Source organism: Hungatella sp. L36 (genome assembly GCF_014288035.1).
Genome location: NZ_JACOPC010000006.1, coordinates 310,705 through 332,346, shown reverse-complemented (window position 1 = coordinate 332,346; position 21,642 = coordinate 310,705). Strand labels below are relative to the sequence as shown.

23 protein-coding genes are annotated in these 21,642 nt (G+C 40.3%); 22 read left to right on the top strand and 1 reads right to left on the bottom strand.

The window, feature by feature from the left end; translation table 11 throughout:
• Positions 1-186: 186 nt before the first annotated feature.
• From H8S80_RS17120 to hslO, 20 genes are all read left to right on the top strand, one after another.
• A complete protein-coding gene (locus H8S80_RS17120; RefSeq protein WP_412304038.1) occupies positions 187-2,082 on the top strand; it encodes a polysaccharide biosynthesis protein in 1,896 nt (631 codons plus the stop codon).
• Positions 2,083-2,154: 72 nt separating this feature from the next.
• Positions 2,155-2,787 (top strand): sugar transferase, encoded by a 633-nt coding sequence (locus H8S80_RS17115; protein ID WP_117632517.1) that lies wholly within the window; start codon positions 2,155-2,157, stop codon positions 2,785-2,787.
• Complete coding sequence (locus H8S80_RS17110) at positions 2,784-3,656, top strand: sugar nucleotide-binding protein (RefSeq protein WP_117632518.1); 873 nt, start codon at positions 2,784-2,786, stop codon at positions 3,654-3,656. Before H8S80_RS17115 ends, H8S80_RS17110 begins: the two co-directional genes overlap by 4 nt.
• 8 nt (positions 3,657-3,664) lie before the next feature.
• Positions 3,665-5,395, top strand: coding sequence for a glycosyltransferase (locus H8S80_RS17105; protein ID WP_147338559.1), 1,731 nt, complete (start codon positions 3,665-3,667; stop codon positions 5,393-5,395).
• A gap of 23 nt (positions 5,396-5,418) precedes the next feature.
• Positions 5,419-6,522: an EpsG family protein gene (locus H8S80_RS17100; RefSeq protein WP_117632520.1), complete on the top strand. Its 1,104-nt coding sequence runs from the start codon at positions 5,419-5,421 to the stop codon at positions 6,520-6,522.
• Between the two features lie 42 nt (positions 6,523-6,564).
• On the top strand, positions 6,565-7,557 hold the full coding sequence (locus tag H8S80_RS17095) for a glycosyltransferase family 2 protein (protein ID WP_117632521.1): 993 nt from the start codon (positions 6,565-6,567) through the stop codon (positions 7,555-7,557).
• A 6-nt stretch (positions 7,558-7,563) separates the two neighbouring features.
• Complete coding sequence (locus tag H8S80_RS17090) at positions 7,564-8,859, top strand: flippase (RefSeq protein ID WP_187049061.1); 1,296 nt, start codon at positions 7,564-7,566, stop codon at positions 8,857-8,859.
• Between the two features lie 40 nt (positions 8,860-8,899).
• Entirely contained in the window at positions 8,900-9,709 is an 810-nt protein-coding gene (locus tag H8S80_RS17085; RefSeq protein ID WP_117632523.1) for a LicD family protein, read from the top strand.
• 29 nt (positions 9,710-9,738) lie between these two features.
• Entirely contained in the window at positions 9,739-10,869 is a 1,131-nt protein-coding gene (locus tag H8S80_RS17080) for a polysaccharide pyruvyl transferase family protein (protein ID WP_181987985.1), read from the top strand.
• Positions 10,862-11,674, top strand: a complete 813-nt coding sequence (locus H8S80_RS17075) for a 4Fe-4S dicluster domain-containing protein (RefSeq protein ID WP_117632525.1) — start codon at positions 10,862-10,864, stop codon at positions 11,672-11,674. The genes H8S80_RS17080 and H8S80_RS17075 overlap by 8 nt, the downstream gene beginning before the upstream one ends.
• Positions 11,661-12,152, top strand: a complete 492-nt coding sequence (locus tag H8S80_RS17070) for a Coenzyme F420 hydrogenase/dehydrogenase, beta subunit C-terminal domain (RefSeq protein ID WP_117632526.1) — start codon at positions 11,661-11,663, stop codon at positions 12,150-12,152. The genes H8S80_RS17075 and H8S80_RS17070 overlap by 14 nt, the downstream gene beginning before the upstream one ends.
• A gap of 18 nt (positions 12,153-12,170) precedes the next feature.
• Entirely contained in the window at positions 12,171-13,244 is a 1,074-nt protein-coding gene (locus tag H8S80_RS17065) for a pyridoxal-phosphate-dependent aminotransferase family protein (RefSeq protein ID WP_117632527.1), read from the top strand.
• Positions 13,245-13,280: 36 nt separating this feature from the next.
• On the top strand, positions 13,281-14,618 hold the full coding sequence (locus tag H8S80_RS17060) for a Gfo/Idh/MocA family oxidoreductase (protein ID WP_117632528.1): 1,338 nt from the start codon (positions 13,281-13,283) through the stop codon (positions 14,616-14,618).
• A gap of 164 nt (positions 14,619-14,782) precedes the next feature.
• Positions 14,783-15,607 carry a hypothetical protein gene (locus tag H8S80_RS17055; protein ID WP_147338560.1) on the top strand — a complete coding sequence of 275 codons (825 nt, stop codon included), beginning with the start codon at positions 14,783-14,785 and terminating at the stop codon, positions 15,605-15,607.
• A gap of 102 nt (positions 15,608-15,709) precedes the next feature.
• Positions 15,710-16,372: a VanZ family protein gene (locus tag H8S80_RS17050; RefSeq protein ID WP_117632530.1), complete on the top strand. Its 663-nt coding sequence runs from the start codon at positions 15,710-15,712 to the stop codon at positions 16,370-16,372.
• Between the two features lie 125 nt (positions 16,373-16,497).
• A complete protein-coding gene (gene rplU / locus H8S80_RS17045) occupies positions 16,498-16,806 on the top strand; it encodes a 50S ribosomal protein L21 (RefSeq protein ID WP_002603748.1) in 309 nt (102 codons plus the stop codon).
• A gap of 16 nt (positions 16,807-16,822) precedes the next feature.
• Positions 16,823-17,113, top strand: a complete 291-nt coding sequence (gene rpmA / locus H8S80_RS17040) for a 50S ribosomal protein L27 (RefSeq protein WP_002603749.1) — start codon at positions 16,823-16,825, stop codon at positions 17,111-17,113.
• A gap of 298 nt (positions 17,114-17,411) precedes the next feature.
• A complete protein-coding gene (locus H8S80_RS17035; protein WP_002603750.1) occupies positions 17,412-17,921 on the top strand; it encodes an SEC-C metal-binding domain-containing protein in 510 nt (169 codons plus the stop codon).
• 65 nt (positions 17,922-17,986) lie between these two features.
• Complete coding sequence (locus tag H8S80_RS17030) at positions 17,987-18,754, top strand: class I SAM-dependent DNA methyltransferase (protein ID WP_117632531.1); 768 nt, start codon at positions 17,987-17,989, stop codon at positions 18,752-18,754.
• A complete protein-coding gene (hslO, locus tag H8S80_RS17025; protein ID WP_117632532.1) occupies positions 18,751-19,632 on the top strand; it encodes an Hsp33 family molecular chaperone HslO in 882 nt (293 codons plus the stop codon). The genes H8S80_RS17030 and hslO overlap by 4 nt, the downstream gene beginning before the upstream one ends.
• A 178-nt stretch (positions 19,633-19,810) precedes the next feature.
• On the opposite strand, the gene H8S80_RS17020 is transcribed toward hslO, so the two are convergent.
• Positions 19,811-20,008: a cold shock domain-containing protein gene (locus tag H8S80_RS17020; protein WP_002603753.1), complete on the bottom strand. Its 198-nt coding sequence runs from the start codon at positions 20,006-20,008 to the stop codon at positions 19,811-19,813.
• 236 nt (positions 20,009-20,244) lie between these two features.
• Between H8S80_RS17020 and H8S80_RS17015 the strand changes: the two genes are divergently transcribed.
• Together H8S80_RS17015 and H8S80_RS17010 are read left to right on the top strand one after the other, a co-directional pair.
• Positions 20,245-20,790, top strand: coding sequence for a DUF5662 family protein (locus tag H8S80_RS17015; RefSeq protein ID WP_002603754.1), 546 nt, complete (start codon positions 20,245-20,247; stop codon positions 20,788-20,790).
• 13 nt (positions 20,791-20,803) lie between these two features.
• On the top strand, positions 20,804-21,613 hold the full coding sequence (locus H8S80_RS17010) for a helix-turn-helix transcriptional regulator (protein ID WP_038258010.1): 810 nt from the start codon (positions 20,804-20,806) through the stop codon (positions 21,611-21,613).
• Positions 21,614-21,642: the final 29 nt, after the last annotated feature.

Here is a 21,642-nt window from a genome sequence, read left to right as displayed (position 1 = left end):
AATCCATGTGGCCGGTTTGCTTACAGCATTGATGTTTGACAAAACTGTGAGTTGGCGAAGCATGGCCAAAAACGATTGCACAGAAGTGGTCTGGAGGAAAAACGGTCTGGAGGTAAAGAGATGTAATTAAAAATAGAAAGACGGGTGTTTGAGTGATAAATCTGGGAGGCATATGAAGTGAAAAATATATGGGATCAAAAAGCACCAAAGGCAGTGATTCTGCTGCTCTTTTTACTGGATATTGTAATCATTAACTTTAGCTCTTTTCTGGCGCTGTGGATTCGGTTTGACATGTCCTTTGGCAGAATAAACCGGATATATCTGGAACGTGCCTATGATTACTGGCTGATTCATACGGCCATAACTCTACTGTGCTTCGTGATATTTCAGCTTTATGCCAGTCTGTGGCGATTTGCCAGTGTCAGAGAACTGATCAATATCATCTGTGCCGGATTCTTATCTATGATACTGCAGATCCTCGGAATGCATATTATGAACCTTCCAATGCCGCGGAGCTATTATCCAATGAGTTTTGTGATCATGACGTCTCTGGTAGCGGTTTCGCGGTACTCCTATCGTATATTGCGCATTGTTCGCATTCATTTGGAGGCCAGCCATCGAAAACCGGGCGGCAGGGTTATGATCGTGGGGGCTGGTGATGCGGGAGTCATGCTGCTGCGGGAATTTAAAAACAGCAGCCATTTACATAAGACCGTAGAGTGTATGATTGATGACGACACTGCTAAAAAGGGAAAAATGATCAATGGAGTCCGGATTATCGGAGGCCGTGATTTGATAGAAGAGAGTGTTAAAAAGTATGACATTGATGAGATTATCATTGCAATGCCAGCGGTAGAACGGCAGAAAATAAGAGATATCCTGGATATATGTAAGAAAACGGGCTGTGAGCTGAGAATTCTCCCGGGTGTGTATCAGCTGATCAACGGAGACGTCAGTATTTCCAATCTTCGCAGAGTCAATATAGAAGATTTATTGGGAAGAGAGCCGGTTGAACTTTTGTTAAACAATGTAATGGCCTATGTGAAGGACAAGGTGGTGATGGTAACCGGCGGAGGCGGTTCGATCGGAAGCGAACTATGCCGTCAGATAGCCGGATATTCCCCCAGGCAGCTGATTATCTTTGATGTTTACGAGAATAATGCCTATGACATTCAACAGGAGCTTAAGAAAACGCACCCTGAGCTGGATCTGGTGGTTTTAATCGGCTCTGTCCGAAATACTGCGCGGATTAACAGCGTAATTGCAGAGCACCGTCCGGACATTATTTATCACGCCGCTGCACATAAGCATGTGCCATTGATGGAAGACAGTCCGAATGAAGCAATTAAGAACAACGTGATGGGAACGTATAAAACAGCAGAAGCGGCCTGCCGATACGGAGTAAAGAAATTCATCTTGATTTCAACGGATAAGGCTGTTCGTCCTACCAATATTATGGGGGCGTCAAAACGAATTTGCGAAATGATTATCCAGTCATTTAATGAATTGTCTTCAACGGAATTTGCAGCGGTCCGATTCGGAAATGTGCTGGGGAGCAATGGAAGCGTCATACCACTTTTTAAGAAGCAGATCGAAGCCGGTGGACCAGTAGAAGTTACACATCCGGATATCATCCGGTATTTTATGACGATCCCGGAAGCGGTGAGCCTGGTGCTTCAGGCTGGTGCTTATGCAAAAGGCGGGGAAATCTTTATTCTCGATATGGGGGCTCCGGTCAAGATTCTGGATCTTGCCGAGAATCTGATCCGTCTGTCCGGCTATGTGCCGTATGAAGAAATAGAGATTAAGTTTATTGGACTGCGGCCGGGGGAGAAGCTGTTTGAAGAATTACTGCTGAATGAGGAAGGCAAGACGAAGACCGCTAATGACAGAATATTTATTGGCCATCCGGATCCGATGGACCCGCTTGTGATTCTTAAGAAGGTGAGAGAACTGGGGGAGGAGGCAAAGCTGGAACGTGATATCCATGAGGCAGTGAAGGCCGTGGTGCCGGAGTATACGTATAAAACTCAGGGGGAGAGGGAAGCGGCGGCATTTTGTGATGGTGGAGATTTTTATTAAGTCGGTTACAAAGCCTGGTTCTTTCAAGTCGCATCGCAGATAACTACCTGAGCAGAGGGAGAAGTATAAGGTATGTATAAAGCTTATTATAAGCGGTTAATAGACATCTTTTTATCAACTTTAGGAATTATTGTACTGATACCGGTGTGGATTATTCTTGCAGCAGCCATCAAGGCAGACAATCCAGGACCGATTTTCTTCCGACAGAAAAGAATTGGAAGGGATAAAAGTAGTGAAAAGCAGTTTTTCCAGATATTCAAATATCGCTCTATGAAAATGTCAACACCTCATGATGTTCCAACACATATGCTTGAAAATCCAGAGCAGTATATTACCAGAGTTGGTGGTTTCTTAAGAAAGACATCCCTGGATGAACTCCCTCAAATTTTTAATATCTGGTTGGGGCAGATGTCATTCATAGGGCCTCGTCCGGCTCTTTGGAATCAGGACGATCTTTATACGGAAAGAGCAAAATACGGTGCCAATGCCGTTACACCTGGGCTTACTGGCTGGGCACAGATTAATGGCAGAGATGAACTTGAAATTAATGTGAAAGCGAAACTGGATGGAGAGTATGTTAAGAAGATGAGCCTGTTGTTTGATGTAAGGTGTTTGATTGGGACGATAGTCTGCGTTCTTAGAAGCGATGGCATAGTTGAGGGCGGCACTGGAGAAATGAACAAGAAGGAAGAAACAAAAATATGAAGAGGGTTCTGATAACCGGGGCAAATAGCTATATAGGTGTCAATATAGATAATTGGTTAAGTAAGTCTCCAACGGCATACTCTGTTGATACTATTGATATGATAGATGGTTCATGGAGAGAGAAAGATTTTGGCCAGTATGATGTTATTATTCATGTGGCGGGAATCGCCCATGCTGACGTAGATAATATCTCTGAAGAGCGGAAACAGCTTTACTATAGGGTTAATACAGACCTTGCCATAGAGGTGGCTCAAAAGGCGAAAAAAGAGGGCGCAGGACAGTTTATCTTAATGTCTTCCATGATTATATATTCAGGATGTAAAGAGAAAATTATTACAAAAGAAGATATACCGATACCATTGAATTGCTATGGAGATTCTAAGTGGCAGGCTGATCAAAAGGTCAGAAAATTAGAAACAACTGAATTTAAAGTAGTGGTCCTCAGAGCGCCAATGATATACGGAAAAAACAGCAGGGGAAATTATCCGGAGCTGGCAAAATTAGCAGCTAGATTGCCCGTATTCCCTGTGGTGAAGAATAAGCGTTCTATGCTGCATATTGATAATCTGTGTGAGTTTATCAGGCTGATGGTTGATAACGAAGAGTCTGGGGTATTCTTTCCTCAGAATAGAGAGTATACCGTTACCAGTGATATGGTAAGAATGATTGCAGCGGTCAGGCAGCATAAGATAATCATGGTATCAGGCTTTGGATGGGGAATAAAATTGATGATGAAAATTCCAGGAAGGATTGGTGTACTTGCAACGAAGGCGTTTGGAGATTCTGCTTACGATATGCAGATGAGTGAGTATAAAGAAGACTATAGAATCAATTCACTTGAAAAGTCTGTTATTTTGACAGAAAGATAAGGTTGGATATGAAGAGAGTATTAGTGTTGGCTTCTGTGGCCTCTATGATTGATCAATTCAATATTCCTAATATTAAGCTGCTTCAGGAAATGGGATATCAGGTTGATGTGGCTTGTAATTTTATAGAAGGCAGTTCGTGTACGGATGAAAAGATTAAGATGCTGCTGGGGACATTGAATGATCTTCATGTTAATTGGTATCAGATTGATTTTGCCAGAAATATTACGAACATCAGAAGAAATGTGAAAGCGTTTAAGCAGGTTAAGAGATTACTCAAAGATAAACACTATATATTTATACACTGCCATTCCCCTATTGGAGGAGTTATAGGAAGAATAGCAGGAAAAATTACAAAGACAAAGCTTGTATATACTGCGCATGGATTTCATTTTTATAAAGGAGCCCCAATAAAAAACTGGCTGCTATATTACCCGGTAGAAAAGCTTTGTTCATATTTTACTGATGTGTTGATTTGTATTAATAAGGAAGATTACGAACTTGCTAAGAAAAAAATGAAAGCAAAAAAAATAGAGTACGTTCCTGGGATCGGCATTGATCTGAAAAAATTTGAGGCAGGTACTGAAACAAATAATAAGAGGGCTGAACTGAGAATTCCTGACAAAAAAATATGGGTTCTTTCAGTTGGTGAATTAATACCAAGAAAGAATCATGAAACACTGATTAGAGCTGTTGCTGACTTTGAAGATGTATTTCTTACAATTGCCGGCAAAGGAGATCTGTTTGACTATTATCAGCAAATAATAAAAGAACTAAAAGTAGAAGATAGAGTGAAGTTACTCGGATTCAGAACAGATATTTCGGAGTTATGTAAAAGCGCGGATATATTTGCGTTTCCATCCTTACAGGAGGGACTGCCGCTGGCATTAATGGAAGCGATGGCATGTGGTAAACCAGTTTTATGCAGCAATATTGGATGCAATACAGAATTAATTGAAGGTGAAAAAGGTGGATATCTGTTTGATCCAAACAGCATAGATGATATCGAAAAAGCATTGAGTAAGATAAAGCTAAGAAATCTTGCAGATATGGGGGCGATAAATGCTTCTGTTATCGGGAAATCTGATTTGTCAGAGGTAATGAAAGGCAGCAGAAAACAGCACTCTGAAATTTCAGGTAAGGGGTACGAGGAACTTGAAAAATTAGTATCAAGGTTTGAACTCCGTGCAAGTATAGGAACAGGTAATGAAGCAATCTTGTTACTCTCGGTAGGAGAACTAAATAAAAATAAGAACCATGAAGTTGTTATTAAAATGATGGCTGACACTTCAGCTTTAAATAACTTGCATTATGCTATAGCCGGAAAAGGTTATTTAGAACAATCTCTGGTAAATCTGGCCAAAGATCTCCAGGTTAATGATAGAGTTCATCTGCTCGGTTTTTGCAGTAATGTCAGGCAGTGGTACAGAACTGCTGATCTGTTTGTATTTCCTTCATTCAGAGAAGGATTGTCCGTTTCACTTATGGAAGCAATGGCATGCGGTTTGCCGTGCATTGTGAGCAATATTAGGGGGAATTCAGATTTAATAGACAAAAATGGCGGGCTTTTATTTAACCCTAAAAGCTCTGATGACCTTAAGAAATCGATAACTGAGATTCTAAAATACAGTCATTGCAGAAAAAATGAATTGAGAAAATATAATCAGGATAAAATCAGAGTATTTGGACTGGAAAATGTAACGGTTCATATGAAAAGAATATATGATGAGCTGGTTAATTAAAACCTGGAGAAGAGGTGAGCTGGATGGGAGTTGTTGCGAGTGTTGCATTATATTTATTGGTTTATCTGCTGATATCAGGTTTTATAACGCTTTGTTCATCTAAAAGGCTTACTGTAAACAGAAATAAGGGTAATATTGCAGTATTTGTTGCAGCGACCTGTTTGGCTGTTTTTGCTGCAGTAAGATTTGAAGTTGGCACTGATTATATAAATTATTGCTACATATACGAAGAGTACTCCAGACAAAATTTATCTGGGATATTAACAAATGGCATCAGCATTTATAATCTTGGAACGTTTCTTTTTTCAAAGATAGCCTTACTGTTTGGCGGACAGAAAGTGTTCTTTGGTTTATACGCTTTCGTTATCTCTTATATGGCTTTTAAGTTTATGGAAGATAATTATTTTAATCTTTCATTGTATTTGTGCTCATTTCTATTTTTAACCAGTATTTTTTCTGATGGATTAAATATTATGAAGCAGACTGCCGCTGTTGCCATAACAGCATATGCCCTGCGCTATGTATACAGTAAACAGTTGTTAAAATACGTTATCACTATTGCAATTGCAATGGCGTTTCATGTAACTGCAATTATTTCACTGCCGATCTATTTTCTTTATAATAAGAAAAATAGTGAAGGAAAAACTTCATGGAAAATGATTGCAGCTATTATTCTTGCGGGGATGTTAACTGCCAATATTCAAAATATACTAGGTATGCTTGGCGGGGCAGGTATTTTTTCAAGATATGCAATGTATGCGTCTGATGTGGTTCGCAGCGGTAATAACTATTCTTTTATTTTGAAATTTATGGTATTGCTTTTTTTGCTTATGTTTAGGCAAAGATTTATTTCAATAAATCCCAAAAACCAATTATTGTTTATCTTAATGATGATTGGGGTTTGCTTTGAGTTCTCCGGATATTTTTCCACATATGTCAAACGAATTTCAATTTATTATTATAATATGCCAAGCATAATTCTGATGGCCCAGTTACCATTTTTCTTTAAAAAAGACAGTCGACTTGTAGTAAAAGTGTTGATTTGTGCTTACGCGGTTAGCCTCTTTATTTTGTCATATGTGATATTGAGGCAATCAGATATTATTCCGTACCAGCTGTATCGATAGGGGATTGTACGGTGCAAATTGAGATTAAGAGGAGTCTTTTCTATGCCATTATTTAGTGTTGTTGTACCGGTTTACAATCTGGAAAAGTATATTGAAGACTGCTTAAACAGTCTGATAGAGCAAGAATATCATGATATTGAAATAATAGTAGTAGATGATGGATCGACAGATTTAAGTGCTCATATTTGCGACGTATATGCAAACCAGGATAAAAGAGTAAAGGTAATTCACAAAGAAAATGGTGGATTAGTAAGCGCAAGAATTGAAGGGGCTCGTACAGCTAAGGGGAGTTACATTGTTTGTGTTGATGGTGATGATTGGGTTGCAAAAGACTATCTTTTAAGTTTTGCGAAAATAGCAGAGAGGTTTTCTCCGGACATATTGTGTTCAGGGGCTGTTTGGACAAACGGTGATAGTAGGGAATATAAGCGGTTTGATGCTGACGTTGGTTATTATACAAAAGAAAAGATTCAAAACCTGTTTTTATTAAACCTGATCGAAGATAAATCAGGGACAGGTTTTCCGGCTAATCTGTGGGCAAAAGCATTTAAAAAAGAATTATATCTTCGATTCCAGACTCTTGTTCCGCGCAAGATTAAAATCGGAGAAGATGCAGCTTGCGTAAAACCTTGTGTGTTTCATGCTGACAGTCTGTATATATCAGCAGAGTGTGGATATTTTTACAGATTTAATCCAACATCTTTGACAAAAAATCGTAAACCGTTTGATTGGGGTGTGCCTAAGATAATTGCAACCCATTTTCAAAATACAATGGATACAACCTATGGGGATATACAGAAACAAATTTATCGAAACACAACGCATAGACTATTTAATGTATGTGTATCCCAGTTTTACAGACAAGAAAACTACTTAACTATAAAAAAAGAAATTTTACTTTACTTGAATGACGAATTCTATAACCTATGTATAAAAAAGTCTGATTTTAATAAGGGGTGGAAGGTAATCCTGGCTCAAACAGCTTTGAAGTATAAATGGATTTTTTTAATATATTTATATTCAAAAAGGAAATAATAGTTGATGGATAAGAAAAAAATTATAGACAATGCTTCATGGATTATTGGATACAAATTAGTAAAAGCTGTTCTTACATTATTAGTTACAATTCTTACAGCAAGGTATTTAGGTGCATCAAATTATGGACTAATCAATTATGCGGCAAGTTTGGTAACATTTATGACCCCTGTAATGAAACTTGGATTGGACGCAATTTTAGTGCATGAACTAATAAATGATGCGGACCACCAGGGAGAAATCTTAGGCACTTCAATTGTACTGAATACATTATCGGCACTGCTGTGTATTATTGGAGTAGTTACGTTTTCAATGGTGACAAATGCAGGAGAAACTGAGACCCATATTGTATGTTTCCTGTATAGCTTATTATTATTATTTCAAGCTGTTGAAATGGTTCAGTATTGGTTTCAGGCAAAATTATTGTCAAAATACACAGCAAGCTCAATGCTGATTTCTTATGGGAGTATTACAGTATTCCAAATTTGCTTGTTAATGAGAAAGGCAAATATATATTGGTTTTCAGTTTCTCATTCATTGGAGTATATGATATTAGCAGGAATGTTGATTTCTATTTTCAAAAAGAAAACTAATTTGCAATTTCGATTCTCTCTTAATGCAGCTCATAGGATGCTTAATAAAAGCAAATATTACATATTGTCTGGATTAATGGTTACCATTTTTTCACAGACAGATAAAGTGATGATTAAGATGATGATGGATAATGCTTCGGTAGGGTATTATTCAGCGGCCGCGACGTGTGCGAGTATGACAAGTTTTGTATTCGTGGCAATAATAGATTCCATGCGACCGGTAATTTTCAAGAGTAAACAAGAAAATGAGACGCAGTTTAAGAATAATATATCATATTTATATACAATAATATTCTATTTTTCTTTATTACAATGTCTAGTCATAACAGCATTTTCAAGTGTAATTATTGGTGTAATGTATGGCTCTGAGTATAATACTTCTTCAAATGTTCTGCGAGTAATTGTATGGTTTACTACATTCTCATATATAGGTACTATTCGGGATATTTGGATTCTTTCAGAGGGAAAACAATCTTTTTTATGGAAAATAAATTTTTTAGGTGCATTTGCAAATGTTATTCTCAATTATTGGATGATTCCGAGAATGGGTATTATGGGGGCTGCGCTTGCGTCGCTGATAACACAAATTTTTACAAATATCGTTGTTGGAGAATTGATATCCGCTGTACGACCTAATAACAGATTGCTATACAGGGGAATCAATCCCAAGGCACTGGTGGTAATAGCACAGAAGTTACGAAAAAGATAATTGCAGCATCATATTCTATTACTGTGAAAGGTATTGAAAGATGGATTCAAAGACATTAAGAAGATTACAACTAACAGAGATTGATATTCTAAAAACCATTGATGATTTTTGCCGGGAAAACGAAATAAAATATACATTGACTGCAGGCACTGCGCTGGGTGCAGTAAGACACGGTGGATTCATTCCGTGGGATGATGATATTGACATAGGAATGGAAAGAACAGAATATGAGAGGTTTATAAAATTATGGCGAGAAAAAGGTGTGCAGGGGTTTTACCTGCAGGGAACGGATGATAATTCGTATACTTCCCTTAACCATTCAAAAATCAGAAAAGATAACACGGTTCTTGCTGGTAAGAAAGAAGTAAAACAGAAAGGTCACCATGGGATATGGGTTGATATCTTTCCATTTGATAAAGTTCCTAAAAAGAAATCCATTGAATTATATATATCCTTTGTTGCAGCAATTCGATTGGTTTACACACGAAATTATCCATTGATAGGTAATGGAAAAGTCTTAGAATACGTGTCCAGACTGATGTTAGCTCTCCCTAAGTCTATTAAGGATAAAATAAAACAATTTTGTGACCGTACAGTAACAAAATACAAAACCTGTAAAGATAATTACCACGTTGTAAGCTTTTCTGCACCAGAAAATATCAGAAGGTATTATCCGGAAGATCTCTTTGATATTTATACAAGCATAAAATTCGAAAACTATGACTTCATGATAGTTTTATCTTATAAGAAAATGTTGGAAGTTCTGTACGGTGATTATATGAAGCTTCCGCCAAAAGAAAAACAGATTTGCTCGCACAATCCAGAAGTGCTGTTATTTTGTGAAGAGTGATGATGAACGGTAGACAGAGAGGATTGCTGATGAAAAAATATGCACATATTAGCTACAATCTTTATTGTAACTTTACAAATTATGGTTCTGCATTACATACTTACGCGCTGCAGGAGGTTATGAATGGCATAGCACCTGGACAAGTTGAGTCAATTGTTCTTGACTATTGTCCTGATGTTCTTAAAGATAAAGATATTTTAAACCCAATTAAGAATCTTTGGGATGCCGACGAAGAGTCCAAAAGAATGATTGAACTTTCTATGCCTGCGATTCGTATGAATAATGACAAGTTTAAGCAATTTTACAGAAAGTATTATAAGCTCTCTTCGCAGAAATATACTTCTGAAAATTTTAATGACTCATTAGGCCTGGAAGGCTTATATGGCTACGTTTGCGGAAGTGATACAATATGGTGCATCAGAGAGTTTAAAGGCTTTGATGATGGTTATTTTGGCAATTATCCGGTTATGAAAAAAGCAAGAACAGTTTCTTATGCAGCAAGCTTTGGTGATGTTGTATTTTATCACGAAGAGCTTGAGACATTAAGGAATAGAATGCAGAATTTCAGAGCTATCTCTGTAAGAGAAAGCGTAAATTTAGATTTTATAAAAGAATCTGTGGACATAGAACGAGTTCCCGTTCAGAGGGTATTGGATCCCACGCTTTTGCTAAAAGGTGAGGATTATGAGAAGATAACTGAAAAACGTATGATTGATGAACCATATATTCTTTTGTATGTACGCCGGTATAACAAGGAAATGGAAGAATATGCGGATAGGATTGCAGAATGTTTATCATGCACAGTAGTTGAAATCAGTCTTCGAGCGACAAATGCTGAACGGCATATTATGAAATATGATGCTGGTGTGGAAGAGTTCCTTTCGTTGGTAAAATATGCGGAATGTGTAATTACAAACTCGTTTCATGGAGCGATTTTTGCAATTCAGATGCATACGCCGTTTAAGGTATTCTCTCGTGAACAGGCAGATACTAAGATTGATGAATTGCTTGAATTGCTTGATCTGAAAAGATGCAAAATGATTACAGGCTTTGAAACAAGCGAAGCTGCCATTGATTTTAATAAAGTCGAGGAGATTCTTAAGGCAAAGAGAAGTGATTCTCTGGAATATATTAAGGAGGCATTGGAGATTAATGAGTGATGGATTTCTTCACACAAAAATAAAATCTGAATGCTTTGGGTGTGAAGCCTGTATTCAAGCCTGTTCCCAATTGGCAATTTTTATGCAGGAAGATGAAGAAGGATTCAGATACCCTGTTATCGAATTGGAAAAGTGTATTCGATGTGGACGGTGCAATAAGGTATGCCCTAAAGAAAATATGCCAGCTCGATTCGAAAAGGATAAATATGTATTTGGCGGTTATTTGAAAGATGAAGTTGTTCGGGATAAGAGTACATCCGGAGGTGCATTTTCTGCAGTCGTGGAAGCGTGGTGCGATCAGAATTACGTAATTTTTGGTGCGGCGGCTGATGGAGTGGAGGTTTATCATACCTATATTACAGATAAAAAATATCTCGATATTTTCAGAAAAAGCAAATATTCACAGAGCCGCATAGGAACTGCATATGCAGATGCGAAGACCTTTCTCAAAGAAGGAAAAAAGGTATTATTTTCGGGAACGCCTTGTCATATCGCAGGATTGAAAGCTTTTCTGGAAGATACAGATCAGCAGAATCTGTTGACTATTGAAGTAGTATGTGAAGGAGTTCCGAGTCCGTGGTACGTCCGAAAATATAATGAATGGTGCAAAAAAAAGTATGGAGCGCCTATTGAATATCTTGATTATCGATACAAAGACAGTAAAAAATGGGACTTTGAGGTCATGGAAACCCGACTTGTTGGCGAAGGGAAAACGGAACATAGAAGATCCCGGTATAAAGCTAAATGGGATTTCCAGGTAATGCTTACAAAAATTCGGGGGGGGGGTAGAAATGAAGACAGATAGATGGTTTAATCCCTTCTGGTCGATTTGGCTTAATCATTTAATGAGCAGGCCCAGCTGCTATAAGTGCCCGTTTGCAAACACCGAAAGAGTAGCAGATATTACCCTTGGTGACCTTTGGGGTGTTCACTTGTATTGTCCTGAGTTATATGGAAAAAATGGTGGTGCTTCCCTTGTCGTTTGCAGTACGGAAAAGGGAAAGCAAACCGTAAGGAAAGCAGCGTCCCAAATGTATGGCCATGAACTTGATTTTATCACAGCATTAAAATATCAAAGCCCGTTGCTAAAACCAATTTCCTATAATCCGGATAGAGCTGCATTCATGACAGATCTTACTGGTAAAATGGATTATGATTCCATAAATAAGAAATGGGCAAAATCTCCCGGCATCAAACTGCTTTGGCAGAAATATGTATGGGGCAACAGGCAGAAGGTAGCTTTGTGGAATTTAAAACAAAAGTTAAGGAAAAATCGGAAGTGATAGATTGGGGGCATCAAAATGCTTAATTTTACAGTTGGACCGGTAATGTCCAGTGATAAAGTACGAGAGATTGGGGCACAGCAGGTTCCTTACTTTAGAACACCTGAGTTTTCAAAGATTATATTTGAAAATGAGGCTCTGATAAAAAGATTTACAAAAGCAGAAGAAAATTATAAAGTGGTTTTTATTACTGGTTCTGGTACTGCGTCTATGGAAGCTGCCATAATGAATTCGTTTACCACTGAAGATAAGGTTTTAGTAGTAAATGGTGGTACTTTTGGACAGCGTTTTGTGGAATTATGTGAAATCCATGATATACCTTTTACGGAGATCAGGGTGGACATTGGTAAAGATATCACATCTGAACAACTCGAAGTATTTAATGGAAAAGGTTATACAGGCTTTTTGGTAAATATCCATGAGACGTCTACGGGAGTTCATTATAACCTTGGCCTGATCCATGCGTTTTGTGAAGCAAATAGTCTTTTTTTGATTGTTGATGCTATCAGCTCTTTTCTTGCGGATGATATTAATGTCAAAACGGCTGGAATCGATATTATGCTGACAGGATCACAGAAGGCGCTTGCATGTCCTCCTGGTATTTCTGTCATGGTACTATCGCCTGATGCGGTTAACAGAGTGAAAAAGGGAAGCGTAAAGTGTATGTATCTTAACTTAAAGAATGCCCTTGAAGATGGTGAAAGAGGGCAGACTCCGTTCACACCGGCAGTTGGTATTTTGATGCAGATGAATGCTCGGTTAAGGGAAATTGATGCAAAGGGAGGTGTGGAAGCAGAAATAGCAAAAGCTGCTGCTTTAGCAGATGATTTTAGAGCAAGGATTCAGGGTCTGCCGTTTGAGATTATGTCTGAGTCAATGTCAAATGCAGTGACTCCTATCCATCCGACAACGGCATCAGCTCACGATATTTTCCGAATCCTTAAAGATGAGTATGATATCTGGGTTTGTCCGAATGGCGGAGAACTGGCTGATAAAGTTTTCAGAGTAGGCCATATTGGAGCACTAACCATTTCGGATAATACAATACTGATTAAGGCATTTGAAGATCTGAAAAGGCGTGGAATTATCTGAGTTCGGGTATAATTTTTGAAAGGCAGCCGAAACCAAATGATAAAAGTAATTACATATGGGACCTTTGATTTGCTTCATTACGGACATATTCGCCTGCTGGAAAGAGCAAAGGCATTAGGAGATTATTTAATAGTTGGTGTAACCGCTGATGATTTTGACAAAGTGAGAGGAAAAATCAATGTCCAGCGATCGCTGATGGAGAGAGTAGAGGCTGTTCGTGCGACAGGGATAGCGGATGAGATAGTAATTGAAGAATATGAAGGTCAGAAGATTGATGATATTAAGAGATACGATATTGATATTTTTACAGTCGGCTCTGATTGGGTTGGGTATTTTGACTATTTAAAGGAGTATTGTGAGGTTATATATATCGATAGAACTCAAGGGGTATCCAGCTCAAAACTGCGATCTGAGAAAAGAGAGTTACGTATTGGACTGGTTGGAGAATCTACTGTTCTTGGTAAAGTTGCAAAGGAATGCCAATATGTGAATGGTGTAAAAGTCATAGGCATATGCAGTATGAGGCTGGAAGCAATGGAATTTGAAAAAGAGATATACACTACAGAATCTTATGAAAGGCTGCTGGATCTTACCGATGCAGTATACCTGGTTTCTCATCCAACAAAGCACTATGAACAAATAAAGAAAGCTTTAGAGTTTGGAAAACATGTGATATGTGAGTCGCCAATTGCACTTTCAAAACAGCAATGTCTGGAATTATTCCAATTAGCAGAGAAGAACCAATGTGTTTTGTTTGAGGGAATTAAAACTGCTTATTCAACCGCTTATTCAAGGCTGTTACTACAGATCAAAAGTGGAAAAATCGGGCGAATTATTTCAGTAGATGCAACTTGTACAAGTCTGAAAGATATTGATGTATTTAATAAAGATGAAATGTCAATTACCTGGAACAGCATCTGTGCCTGGGGACCAACAGCCATGCTTCCTGTTTTTCAGTTGCTGGGTATTGATTATAAATCGAGGGAAATCGTAACACACATGATTGATAAGAATAGTAAATTTGATGCGTTTACAAAAATAAATTTTGTCTATCATAATGCAGTTGCGTCAATAAAAGTTGGAAAGGGAATAAAATCGGAAGGTGATTTGGTGATTTCAGGAACGGAGGGGTATGCATATATTCCGGCTCCCTGGTGGAAGACGGATTATTTTGAATTACGCTATGAAAATCCAGCCGATAACAAAAGGTTCTTTTATCAGCTGGATGGAGAAGGAATACGATATGAAATAGTTGCATTTGTTAAGGCTATTCAATCAAACAAGAATATGTCATATATTAATAAAGAGGTATCATCAAATATTGCAGGTATAATAGAGGCATTTGAAAACAATGTGGATATCGTTTACATATGATTCTGTGTTTTCAGAGAAACGAGATTCTTTGTAAACGGCAGATTAATATTCAGTTGTATTCAACGTGATTAAGAGTTATTATATTATAACAGACGAATAATCAGCAAGTGATTACTATCAATCAGACGGTGAAAAGTATGCTAGAAGATTTATCAGATGCAGGAATGAACAGGCAGACAGTGGCGGATAAACCAGGACAATTACTGAAATCAGGGCGTCCGAAAAAGAAACCATATTTTGACGCAGATTTAGTTATGCAGGAATTTATGGATGTAATAGCCGAGGCGTATGAGAATACAGTAAGCGAGAATATGATTCCTATGCCTGGCGTAGACAATGCCAGGCAGAAAGGCAGCAAATTAAAGATAATAGCGGAAGAATTCAACATAACACCGCTGAAGGTAAGAAAACTTCTGATTACGGCCGGATACCATTATCACATAGAGTTGTACAGTACATCGATAAGCCGAAAGGTAAACGACCTCTATGAACAGGGGAAGAGTGTGGCTGAAGTCATGGAACTTACCGGTTTAAGCCGTGCTTCTGTAAACGGGTATCTTCCATACAGTAAATCTGTATATAAATTAGAAGAGGTATCCGTGGCTGCTGATCGCATCCGGCTGTATCGCGAACGAAAGCTTGCGTGCGAAAGTCTGCAGAAGGCCATTCTTGCCAGAGCGGCGGATATGGATGATCTGCTCTGGGAGGCGGTTGCTGTATTTGCCGGATATCCATTTTATACGAGTAAAGGATTTAAATACTCTTATACTGTTAACCGACGCAGAGACGGATCGAATGGTGGAGAGATGTTCATCAGCCGTAAGGAAAAGTCCATTACAAGGGCTACAGTACTGATTGCTTTTCATAAAGCACTGGAACTTATGGAAAAGGAAGGAAAGATATCCGGCCCAAAGAGACTTGGAACATTTGGTGCAAGCTATCTCTATCCTATATTCATCAGATTGTTTTTGGGGGCATGGACAGTATAATGACGTATATAATGGAAAAAATAGAAGCGGGTCTATAGAAAGAAATTAGATTGAAACGTTAATTGATCAGGTTCATTTACAAGGTGAGGAGACAGCACAGTTATGTATAATAGTATCACAGACCTTATTTCATGGAATAGCATTTGGAATCCCTATACGTTCCCGGGAGCAAAGCGTATTGTGGCGCTGTTGATACTTGTGATGGCTGTAACAGTACTTTTGACAGCAATCGTTTGGGATATGAAAAAATCAGCGTTGGTTTTAAAACGGGAACTGCTTTTTTTCTGGATCTTTACAATACTTTCCGCTACACTGCTGGCCAGAAAGGAGACTGCAGAATCTAAGATTAATCTGGATTTATTCTGGACTATAAGACGTGCATGGGAGTACCGCTCAGGAATTCACTGGTTCTATATCCTTGGAAATATTGCACTTTTTATTCCGCTCGGATTCTTTCTCCCGATGAATGGAAACGTCTTTCGCTCATGTCTGGTTACTGTTTTTGTGGGGTTCCTTGCGTCGGCTGCGATTGAAACGACTCAGTACTTTTATAAATTGGGCTTATGTGAACTGGATGATATTTTTAACAATACCTGGGGCACACTCTTTGGATACAGTTTGTACCGGCTGATGGTTCCTGAATTAAAACTGCAGTCGGCATACAGTAAAGTCATAAAATTTTTCTGTAAGTGTGGCTGTGCTTTTGTAGTTTTTGGAACAGTATTTCTTTTTGGAGTATTGTTATGGTTAAATCCGCCGCTATGAAGATTTCCTTGACATTCCCATTAAATAATGCTATCCTAACTAAGTATGTGCCGCTCAACGAGGTCCTAAGCGTCCGGCTTCCCGGACCACCGAAATTGGCGAGTAAAGAAAACAGGAGGTGCCATATGTACGCAATTATCGCAACAGGTGGCAAGCAGTACAAAGTATCAGAAGGTGACACAATCAAGGTTGAAAAGCTTGGTGTCGAAGCAGGAGAAACAGTAACATTTGATCAGATTCTGGTTGTGAACAACGGAGAACTGGCAGTTGGATGCCCTACCGTAGCAGGAGCTACTGTAACGGGTACGGTTGTAAAGGAAGGCAAAGCAAAGAAGGTCATCGTTTACAAGTATAAGAGAAAATCCGGCTATCATAAGAAGAATGGTCACAGACAGGCTTATACACAGATCAAGATCGATAAGATCAACGCTTAATAAGGGGGACTGACAAATGTTAAATATGAATCTTCAATTTTTTGCACATAAAAAAGGTGTTGGATCTACAAAGAACGGCAGAGACTCCGAGTCCAAGAGATTAGGCGCCAAGAGAGCGGACGGCCAGTTCGTTTTAGCCGGCAACATTCTTTACAGACAGCGTGGTACACATATTCATCCAGGCATCAACGTAGGCCGTGGTGGAGATGATACACTGTTCGCAACCGTGGATGGCGTTGTCAGATTTGAAAGAAAAGGCAGAGACAAAAAGCAGGTTTCTGTTTATCCAAGAACAATCAGCGAATAATAAAGTAAAATCCCTGTGCCTGGCATGGGGATTCTTTCATTTAAAAAAAAAGTTGGTATCTCCCTGTATAAAAAAATCCAGAATGGGAATTATAATACTATCAACAAAAGAAAAAAGAAATACTTATCCTCCCCTTTTTAGTGTGGAAGGCTGAAAAACCTCGAGTTTATGCAGCTTTCTGCACTTTTTTTTGATTCCGTGTCCAAATAATCAAAAAACGTTTTGCAAATTTGTCAAAGTTGTTATATACTGATTCATGGAGTATTACAGAAATAAGAGATAAAAGGATGGTTGAGCGATGACTATTTTAGAAAATTGGAGAACCCTGGCGTATGGCGATGGGCTGGATGATAAAGCAAGGGAAGAGTTATGGTCTAATTACTTCGTAGTGGAGAAAGGCATCTATGAGCAGATCCTCTCCGCGCCGGAGACTGTAGTGGAAGGAACTGTGAAGGAACTGGCTGAAAAGTACGGTACCGATGTTCAGACCATGACAGGATTTTTAGATGGTATCAATGAGAGCTTAAAGGGATATGAGAACCCGATCGACACCATGGACGAGGATACTGTTGTAAAGATCGAGATCGATCCGGAAAAGTTATATTACAACATGGTAGAGGCGAAAGCGGAATGGCTTTACGGTCTTCCTCAGTGGGAGCAGCTTCTTCCGGAAGAGAAGAAGAAAGAGCTGTACAAGAAGCAGAAAGCTTCCGGAACCATTGTAAAGGGACCGAAGATCGGAAGAAATGATCCATGTCCGTGCGGAAGCGGCAAGAAGTATAAGAAGTGCTGCGGAAAGAACGCATAGTAACGCAAACTGATACCCTGCATGTTATGTGCGGGGTATTTGATTGTTAAGAGGAGGAGATGCAGATGGAGGCCTATACCGGATTTGCAGAGGTGTACGATACCTTTATGGACAATATTCCATATGGAGAATGGTGCCGGTATCTAACCGGACTTTTAAAGAAATACGGCGTAGAAGACGGCCTGGTCCTGGATCTGGGATGCGGAACGGGAAGTGTGACGGAGCTTCTGTCTGAGAAAGGCTACGACATGATCGGCGTCGACAATTCCGAGGACATGCTTCAGATTGCCATGGACAAGCGCGCCGCCTCCGGGCGTGATATTCTATATCTGCTTCAGGATATGCGGGATTTCGAGCTGTACGGCACGGTGGCAGCCGTGGTCAGCATCTGCGATTGCATGAACTATATCCTGGAATACGATGATCTGGTGGAGGTATTTTCTCTTGTTAACAATTACCTGGACCCGGAAGGTATTTTTATTTTTGATTTAAACACAATCTATAAGTATGAAAATGTGCTTGGGGAATCTACCATTGCGGAAGACCGGGAGGAGAGCAGCTTCATCTGGGAGAATTATTACGATCAGGACACCATGGTTAATGAATACGATTTAGCCCTGTTTATCCGGATGGAGGATGATCTCTACCGGAAGTATGTGGAAACTCACTATCAGAAAGCCTATTCTCTGGACACGGTGATAATGGCACTTAAAGAGGCGGGAATGGACTTTGTGGCGGCTTATGACGCATTTACGGAGAATCCCATAAGGGAGGACAGTGAGCGTATCTACGTCGTTGCCAGGGAACGCGGAAAGAAAGAGGAAGAACGATGACGGATTATATTGTACGAGCCACAGCCGGAGACCATCAGGTCCGCGCATTTGCGGCTACAACAAGAGAACTGGTGGAACATGCAAGGCATGCCCATAATACGAGCCCTGTGGCCACAGCGGCCTTAGGACGCCTTTTAACGGCGGGAGCCATGATGGGTGTTATGATGAAGGGCGATGACGATTTACTGACCCTTAAGGTACAGGGGAGCGGCCCGATCGAAGGCCTGACCGTGACCGCGGACTCTAAGGGCAACGTAAAAGGCTATGCCTTTAATCCGGGAGTCATGCTGCCGCCCAATGAGAAAGGCAAGCTGGATGTGGGCGGAGCCGTGGGAGAGGGCGTTTTAAGCGTGATTAAGGATATCGGCTTAAAGGAACCGTACGTAGGTCAGACAATTCTGGTCGGCGGAGAGATTGCGGAAGATTTAACCTATTACTATGCTACGTCGGAGCAGACTCCATCCTCTGTTGCACTGGGAGTCCTGATGAATAAGGACAATACGGTGAGACAGGCGGGAGGCTTTATTATTCAGCTTCTGCCGGGCGCGTCGGACGAGATGATCGATAAGCTGGAAAAGAAGCTGGGCGAGATCACCTCCATTACTTCGTTGCTGGATGAGGGAAATACCCCGGAGATGATTCTGGATCATATATTAGGGGAGTTCGGCCTTGAAATCATGGATAAGGTGCCGGCGGAATTTACCTGCAACTGTACGAAGGAACGTGTGGAGAAAGCATTAATCAGCATTGGAAAGAAAGAATTAAATGAAATGATTGATGAGGGCGAGAGCATCGAGGTGAACTGCCATTTCTGCAGCAGGCATTACAATTTCTCTGTGGAAGAACTGACGGATATCCGCGACCGCGCGGTGAGATAGGGGTTCATAGAGCGATCTTCTCTATGCAATCAAAAAGAGCCATCCGAACTCGGGTGGCTCTGTCTGTAATCATGTAAAACAATCGTACTTCTTCCTTTATGTTGTTTGCTTCAATCCACGCATTAAAAATTCGCAGTGGCGGTCACATCTTGAAAAAGGTACATCGTTAAGTCAATGATTAAAATTTGGTAACGTTTACTGCCTGAGGTCCCTTAGCACCATCGACTACGTCGAATTCTACGCTGGCGCCTTCGTCTAAAGACTTAAAGCCATCCATGTTCAGACCTGAGTAGTGTACGAATACGTCGTTACCCTGCTCGTCGGAAATAAATCCGTAACCTTTTTGGTTGTTAAACCACTTAACTGTACCTTTCATTGTGATACCTCCAAAATGAATAAAAAAATTATAGTATATTGAGCTGCAGCATCTCTGCAACTTCCCTAAGAATAGCATAGTTTGGGAAAGGTGTCAAACATTTTCAGCTTAAAAAAATAAGAAATCTAAAAAATAAAAGAAGAAAGAAATTATAGTGGCACTGAGTGGGAAAAGTGTGGTAAAATGGGAACGATTTGAAGCGTATTCTGCGCTTTTAAGAACAGATGGAGGCGGCCATGACGTTACATAATCTTTGGGGACATTTTCATACGATAACGGTGCATAAATTCAGAGTCATGAAGAATTGTTTCCGGGTTGGGCTTTATAAACAGGGACTCCTTCATGATCTGTCGAAATACGGTCCGGAAGAGTTTATTCCAGGGGTGATTTATTATCAGGGGACGAGGAGTCCCAACGCTGCAGAAAGGGAGGAGAAGGGCTTTTCGAAGGCGTGGCTTCACCACAAGGGGAGGAATAAACATCATTACGAATACTGGATTGACTTTACGACGGATATGTCGAAGGGACTGGCCGGCCATAAGATGCCGCTTAAGTACGTCATCGAGATGATGATGGACCGGATCGCGGCTTCCAAAACATATAAGGGGAAGGATTACACGGATGCATCCCCCTGGGAGTACTACAGCCATGCGAAGAAGTATATGGTTATAGCGCCGGAGACGGCTAAGCTGCTGGAAGAGCTCCTTCTGATGCTGAAGGAACATGGAGAAGAGCGGACCTTCGCCTATATGAAGGCCCTGCTGAAAAATGGTGATTATTGATTGGGGGAAAGCTATGAAATGCAACATCAGCCGCACAAAGCGGTCTTACGAGTTTCACATGGCGGAAAGCCACTGGCATACGCATTACGAATTTTATTATCTCTATTCGGGACACTGCAAGATCTTTATCAACCATACGCTGTATTACGTTGAGCCGGGGGATATTATCTTCTTAAAGCCGGGGGAGATACACCGGACCACATACCATTCGAGTCCGGTTAATGAAAGGGTTACCATCAGCTTTGACGGGGAATATCTCGACAGTATGAAGGAACTGTGCGGGGAAGAGAATGTGGAATATATTTTCCGTAACTCGAAGGTTACCGTTCCAAACGGAAACCGGAGCAGGGTGGAAGAGCTGATCAGCCGGATCGAATACGAGGAGACAGGACAGGATGGATTTTCACCGCTTATGAAAAGAGGGTGTTTTTACGAACTTCTGGTGTCACTGTCCCGCTGTCAGGAGGCGGAGACGGATCATGGCCGGCTGGAGCTGGGAGAAGAGACCATCGAGGAAGCTGCCAAATATATCTACGACCATTATCAGAATCCCATTACCCTGGAGGAGGTGGCGGAATTAAGCCACATGAGTCCCGCCTATTTCTCCCGGAAGTTTAAGGCGGTCACAGGTTTTGGGTATAAAGAATATCTGACCAATATCAGAATCCGGGAGGCGTCGAGACTTCTTCTCAATTCCGGCTGCTCTGTCACAGAGATTGCAGACCGGTGCGGATTTGGAGACGGAAACTATTTTGGAGACGCGTTCAGAAAGGCGAAAGGCGTATCTCCGCGTGCATTCAGAAAGATGCAGGGGGGCGTTTGAGCGAACGCCCTCTCGTCTGCTTCCTGCCT

Coding starts and splice junctions, on each gene's coding strand:
- H8S80_RS17055 (WP_147338560.1), top strand. CDS start 14,783: ATGAACAGGCAGACAGTGGCGGATAAACCAGGACAATTACTGAAATCA.
- H8S80_RS17095 (WP_117632521.1), top strand. CDS start 6,565: ATGCCATTATTTAGTGTTGTTGTACCGGTTTACAATCTGGAAAAGTAT.
- hslO (WP_117632532.1), top strand. CDS start 18,751: ATGACGGATTATATTGTACGAGCCACAGCCGGAGACCATCAGGTCCGC.
- H8S80_RS17080 (WP_181987985.1), top strand. CDS start 9,739: ATGAAAAAATATGCACATATTAGCTACAATCTTTATTGTAACTTTACA.
- H8S80_RS17060 (WP_117632528.1), top strand. CDS start 13,281: ATGATAAAAGTAATTACATATGGGACCTTTGATTTGCTTCATTACGGA.
- H8S80_RS17010 (WP_038258010.1), top strand. CDS start 20,804: ATGAAATGCAACATCAGCCGCACAAAGCGGTCTTACGAGTTTCACATG.
- H8S80_RS17105 (WP_147338559.1), top strand. CDS start 3,665: ATGAAGAGAGTATTAGTGTTGGCTTCTGTGGCCTCTATGATTGATCAA.
- H8S80_RS17050 (WP_117632530.1), top strand. CDS start 15,710: ATGTATAATAGTATCACAGACCTTATTTCATGGAATAGCATTTGGAAT.
- H8S80_RS17110 (WP_117632518.1), top strand. CDS start 2,784: ATGAAGAGGGTTCTGATAACCGGGGCAAATAGCTATATAGGTGTCAAT.
- H8S80_RS17035 (WP_002603750.1), top strand. CDS start 17,412: ATGACTATTTTAGAAAATTGGAGAACCCTGGCGTATGGCGATGGGCTG.
- H8S80_RS17090 (WP_187049061.1), top strand. CDS start 7,564: ATGGATAAGAAAAAAATTATAGACAATGCTTCATGGATTATTGGATAC.
- H8S80_RS17030 (WP_117632531.1), top strand. CDS start 17,987: ATGGAGGCCTATACCGGATTTGCAGAGGTGTACGATACCTTTATGGAC.
- H8S80_RS17075 (WP_117632525.1), top strand. CDS start 10,862: ATGAGTGATGGATTTCTTCACACAAAAATAAAATCTGAATGCTTTGGG.
- H8S80_RS17020 (WP_002603753.1), bottom strand. CDS start 20,008: ATGAAAGGTACAGTTAAGTGGTTTAACAACCAAAAAGGTTACGGATTT.
- rpmA (WP_002603749.1), top strand. CDS start 16,823: ATGTTAAATATGAATCTTCAATTTTTTGCACATAAAAAAGGTGTTGGA.
- H8S80_RS17065 (WP_117632527.1), top strand. CDS start 12,171: ATGCTTAATTTTACAGTTGGACCGGTAATGTCCAGTGATAAAGTACGA.
- H8S80_RS17085 (WP_117632523.1), top strand. CDS start 8,900: ATGGATTCAAAGACATTAAGAAGATTACAACTAACAGAGATTGATATT.
- rplU (WP_002603748.1), top strand. CDS start 16,498: ATGTACGCAATTATCGCAACAGGTGGCAAGCAGTACAAAGTATCAGAA.
- H8S80_RS17070 (WP_117632526.1), top strand. CDS start 11,661: ATGAAGACAGATAGATGGTTTAATCCCTTCTGGTCGATTTGGCTTAAT.
- H8S80_RS17115 (WP_117632517.1), top strand. CDS start 2,155: ATGTATAAAGCTTATTATAAGCGGTTAATAGACATCTTTTTATCAACT.
- H8S80_RS17015 (WP_002603754.1), top strand. CDS start 20,245: ATGACGTTACATAATCTTTGGGGACATTTTCATACGATAACGGTGCAT.
- H8S80_RS17100 (WP_117632520.1), top strand. CDS start 5,419: ATGGGAGTTGTTGCGAGTGTTGCATTATATTTATTGGTTTATCTGCTG.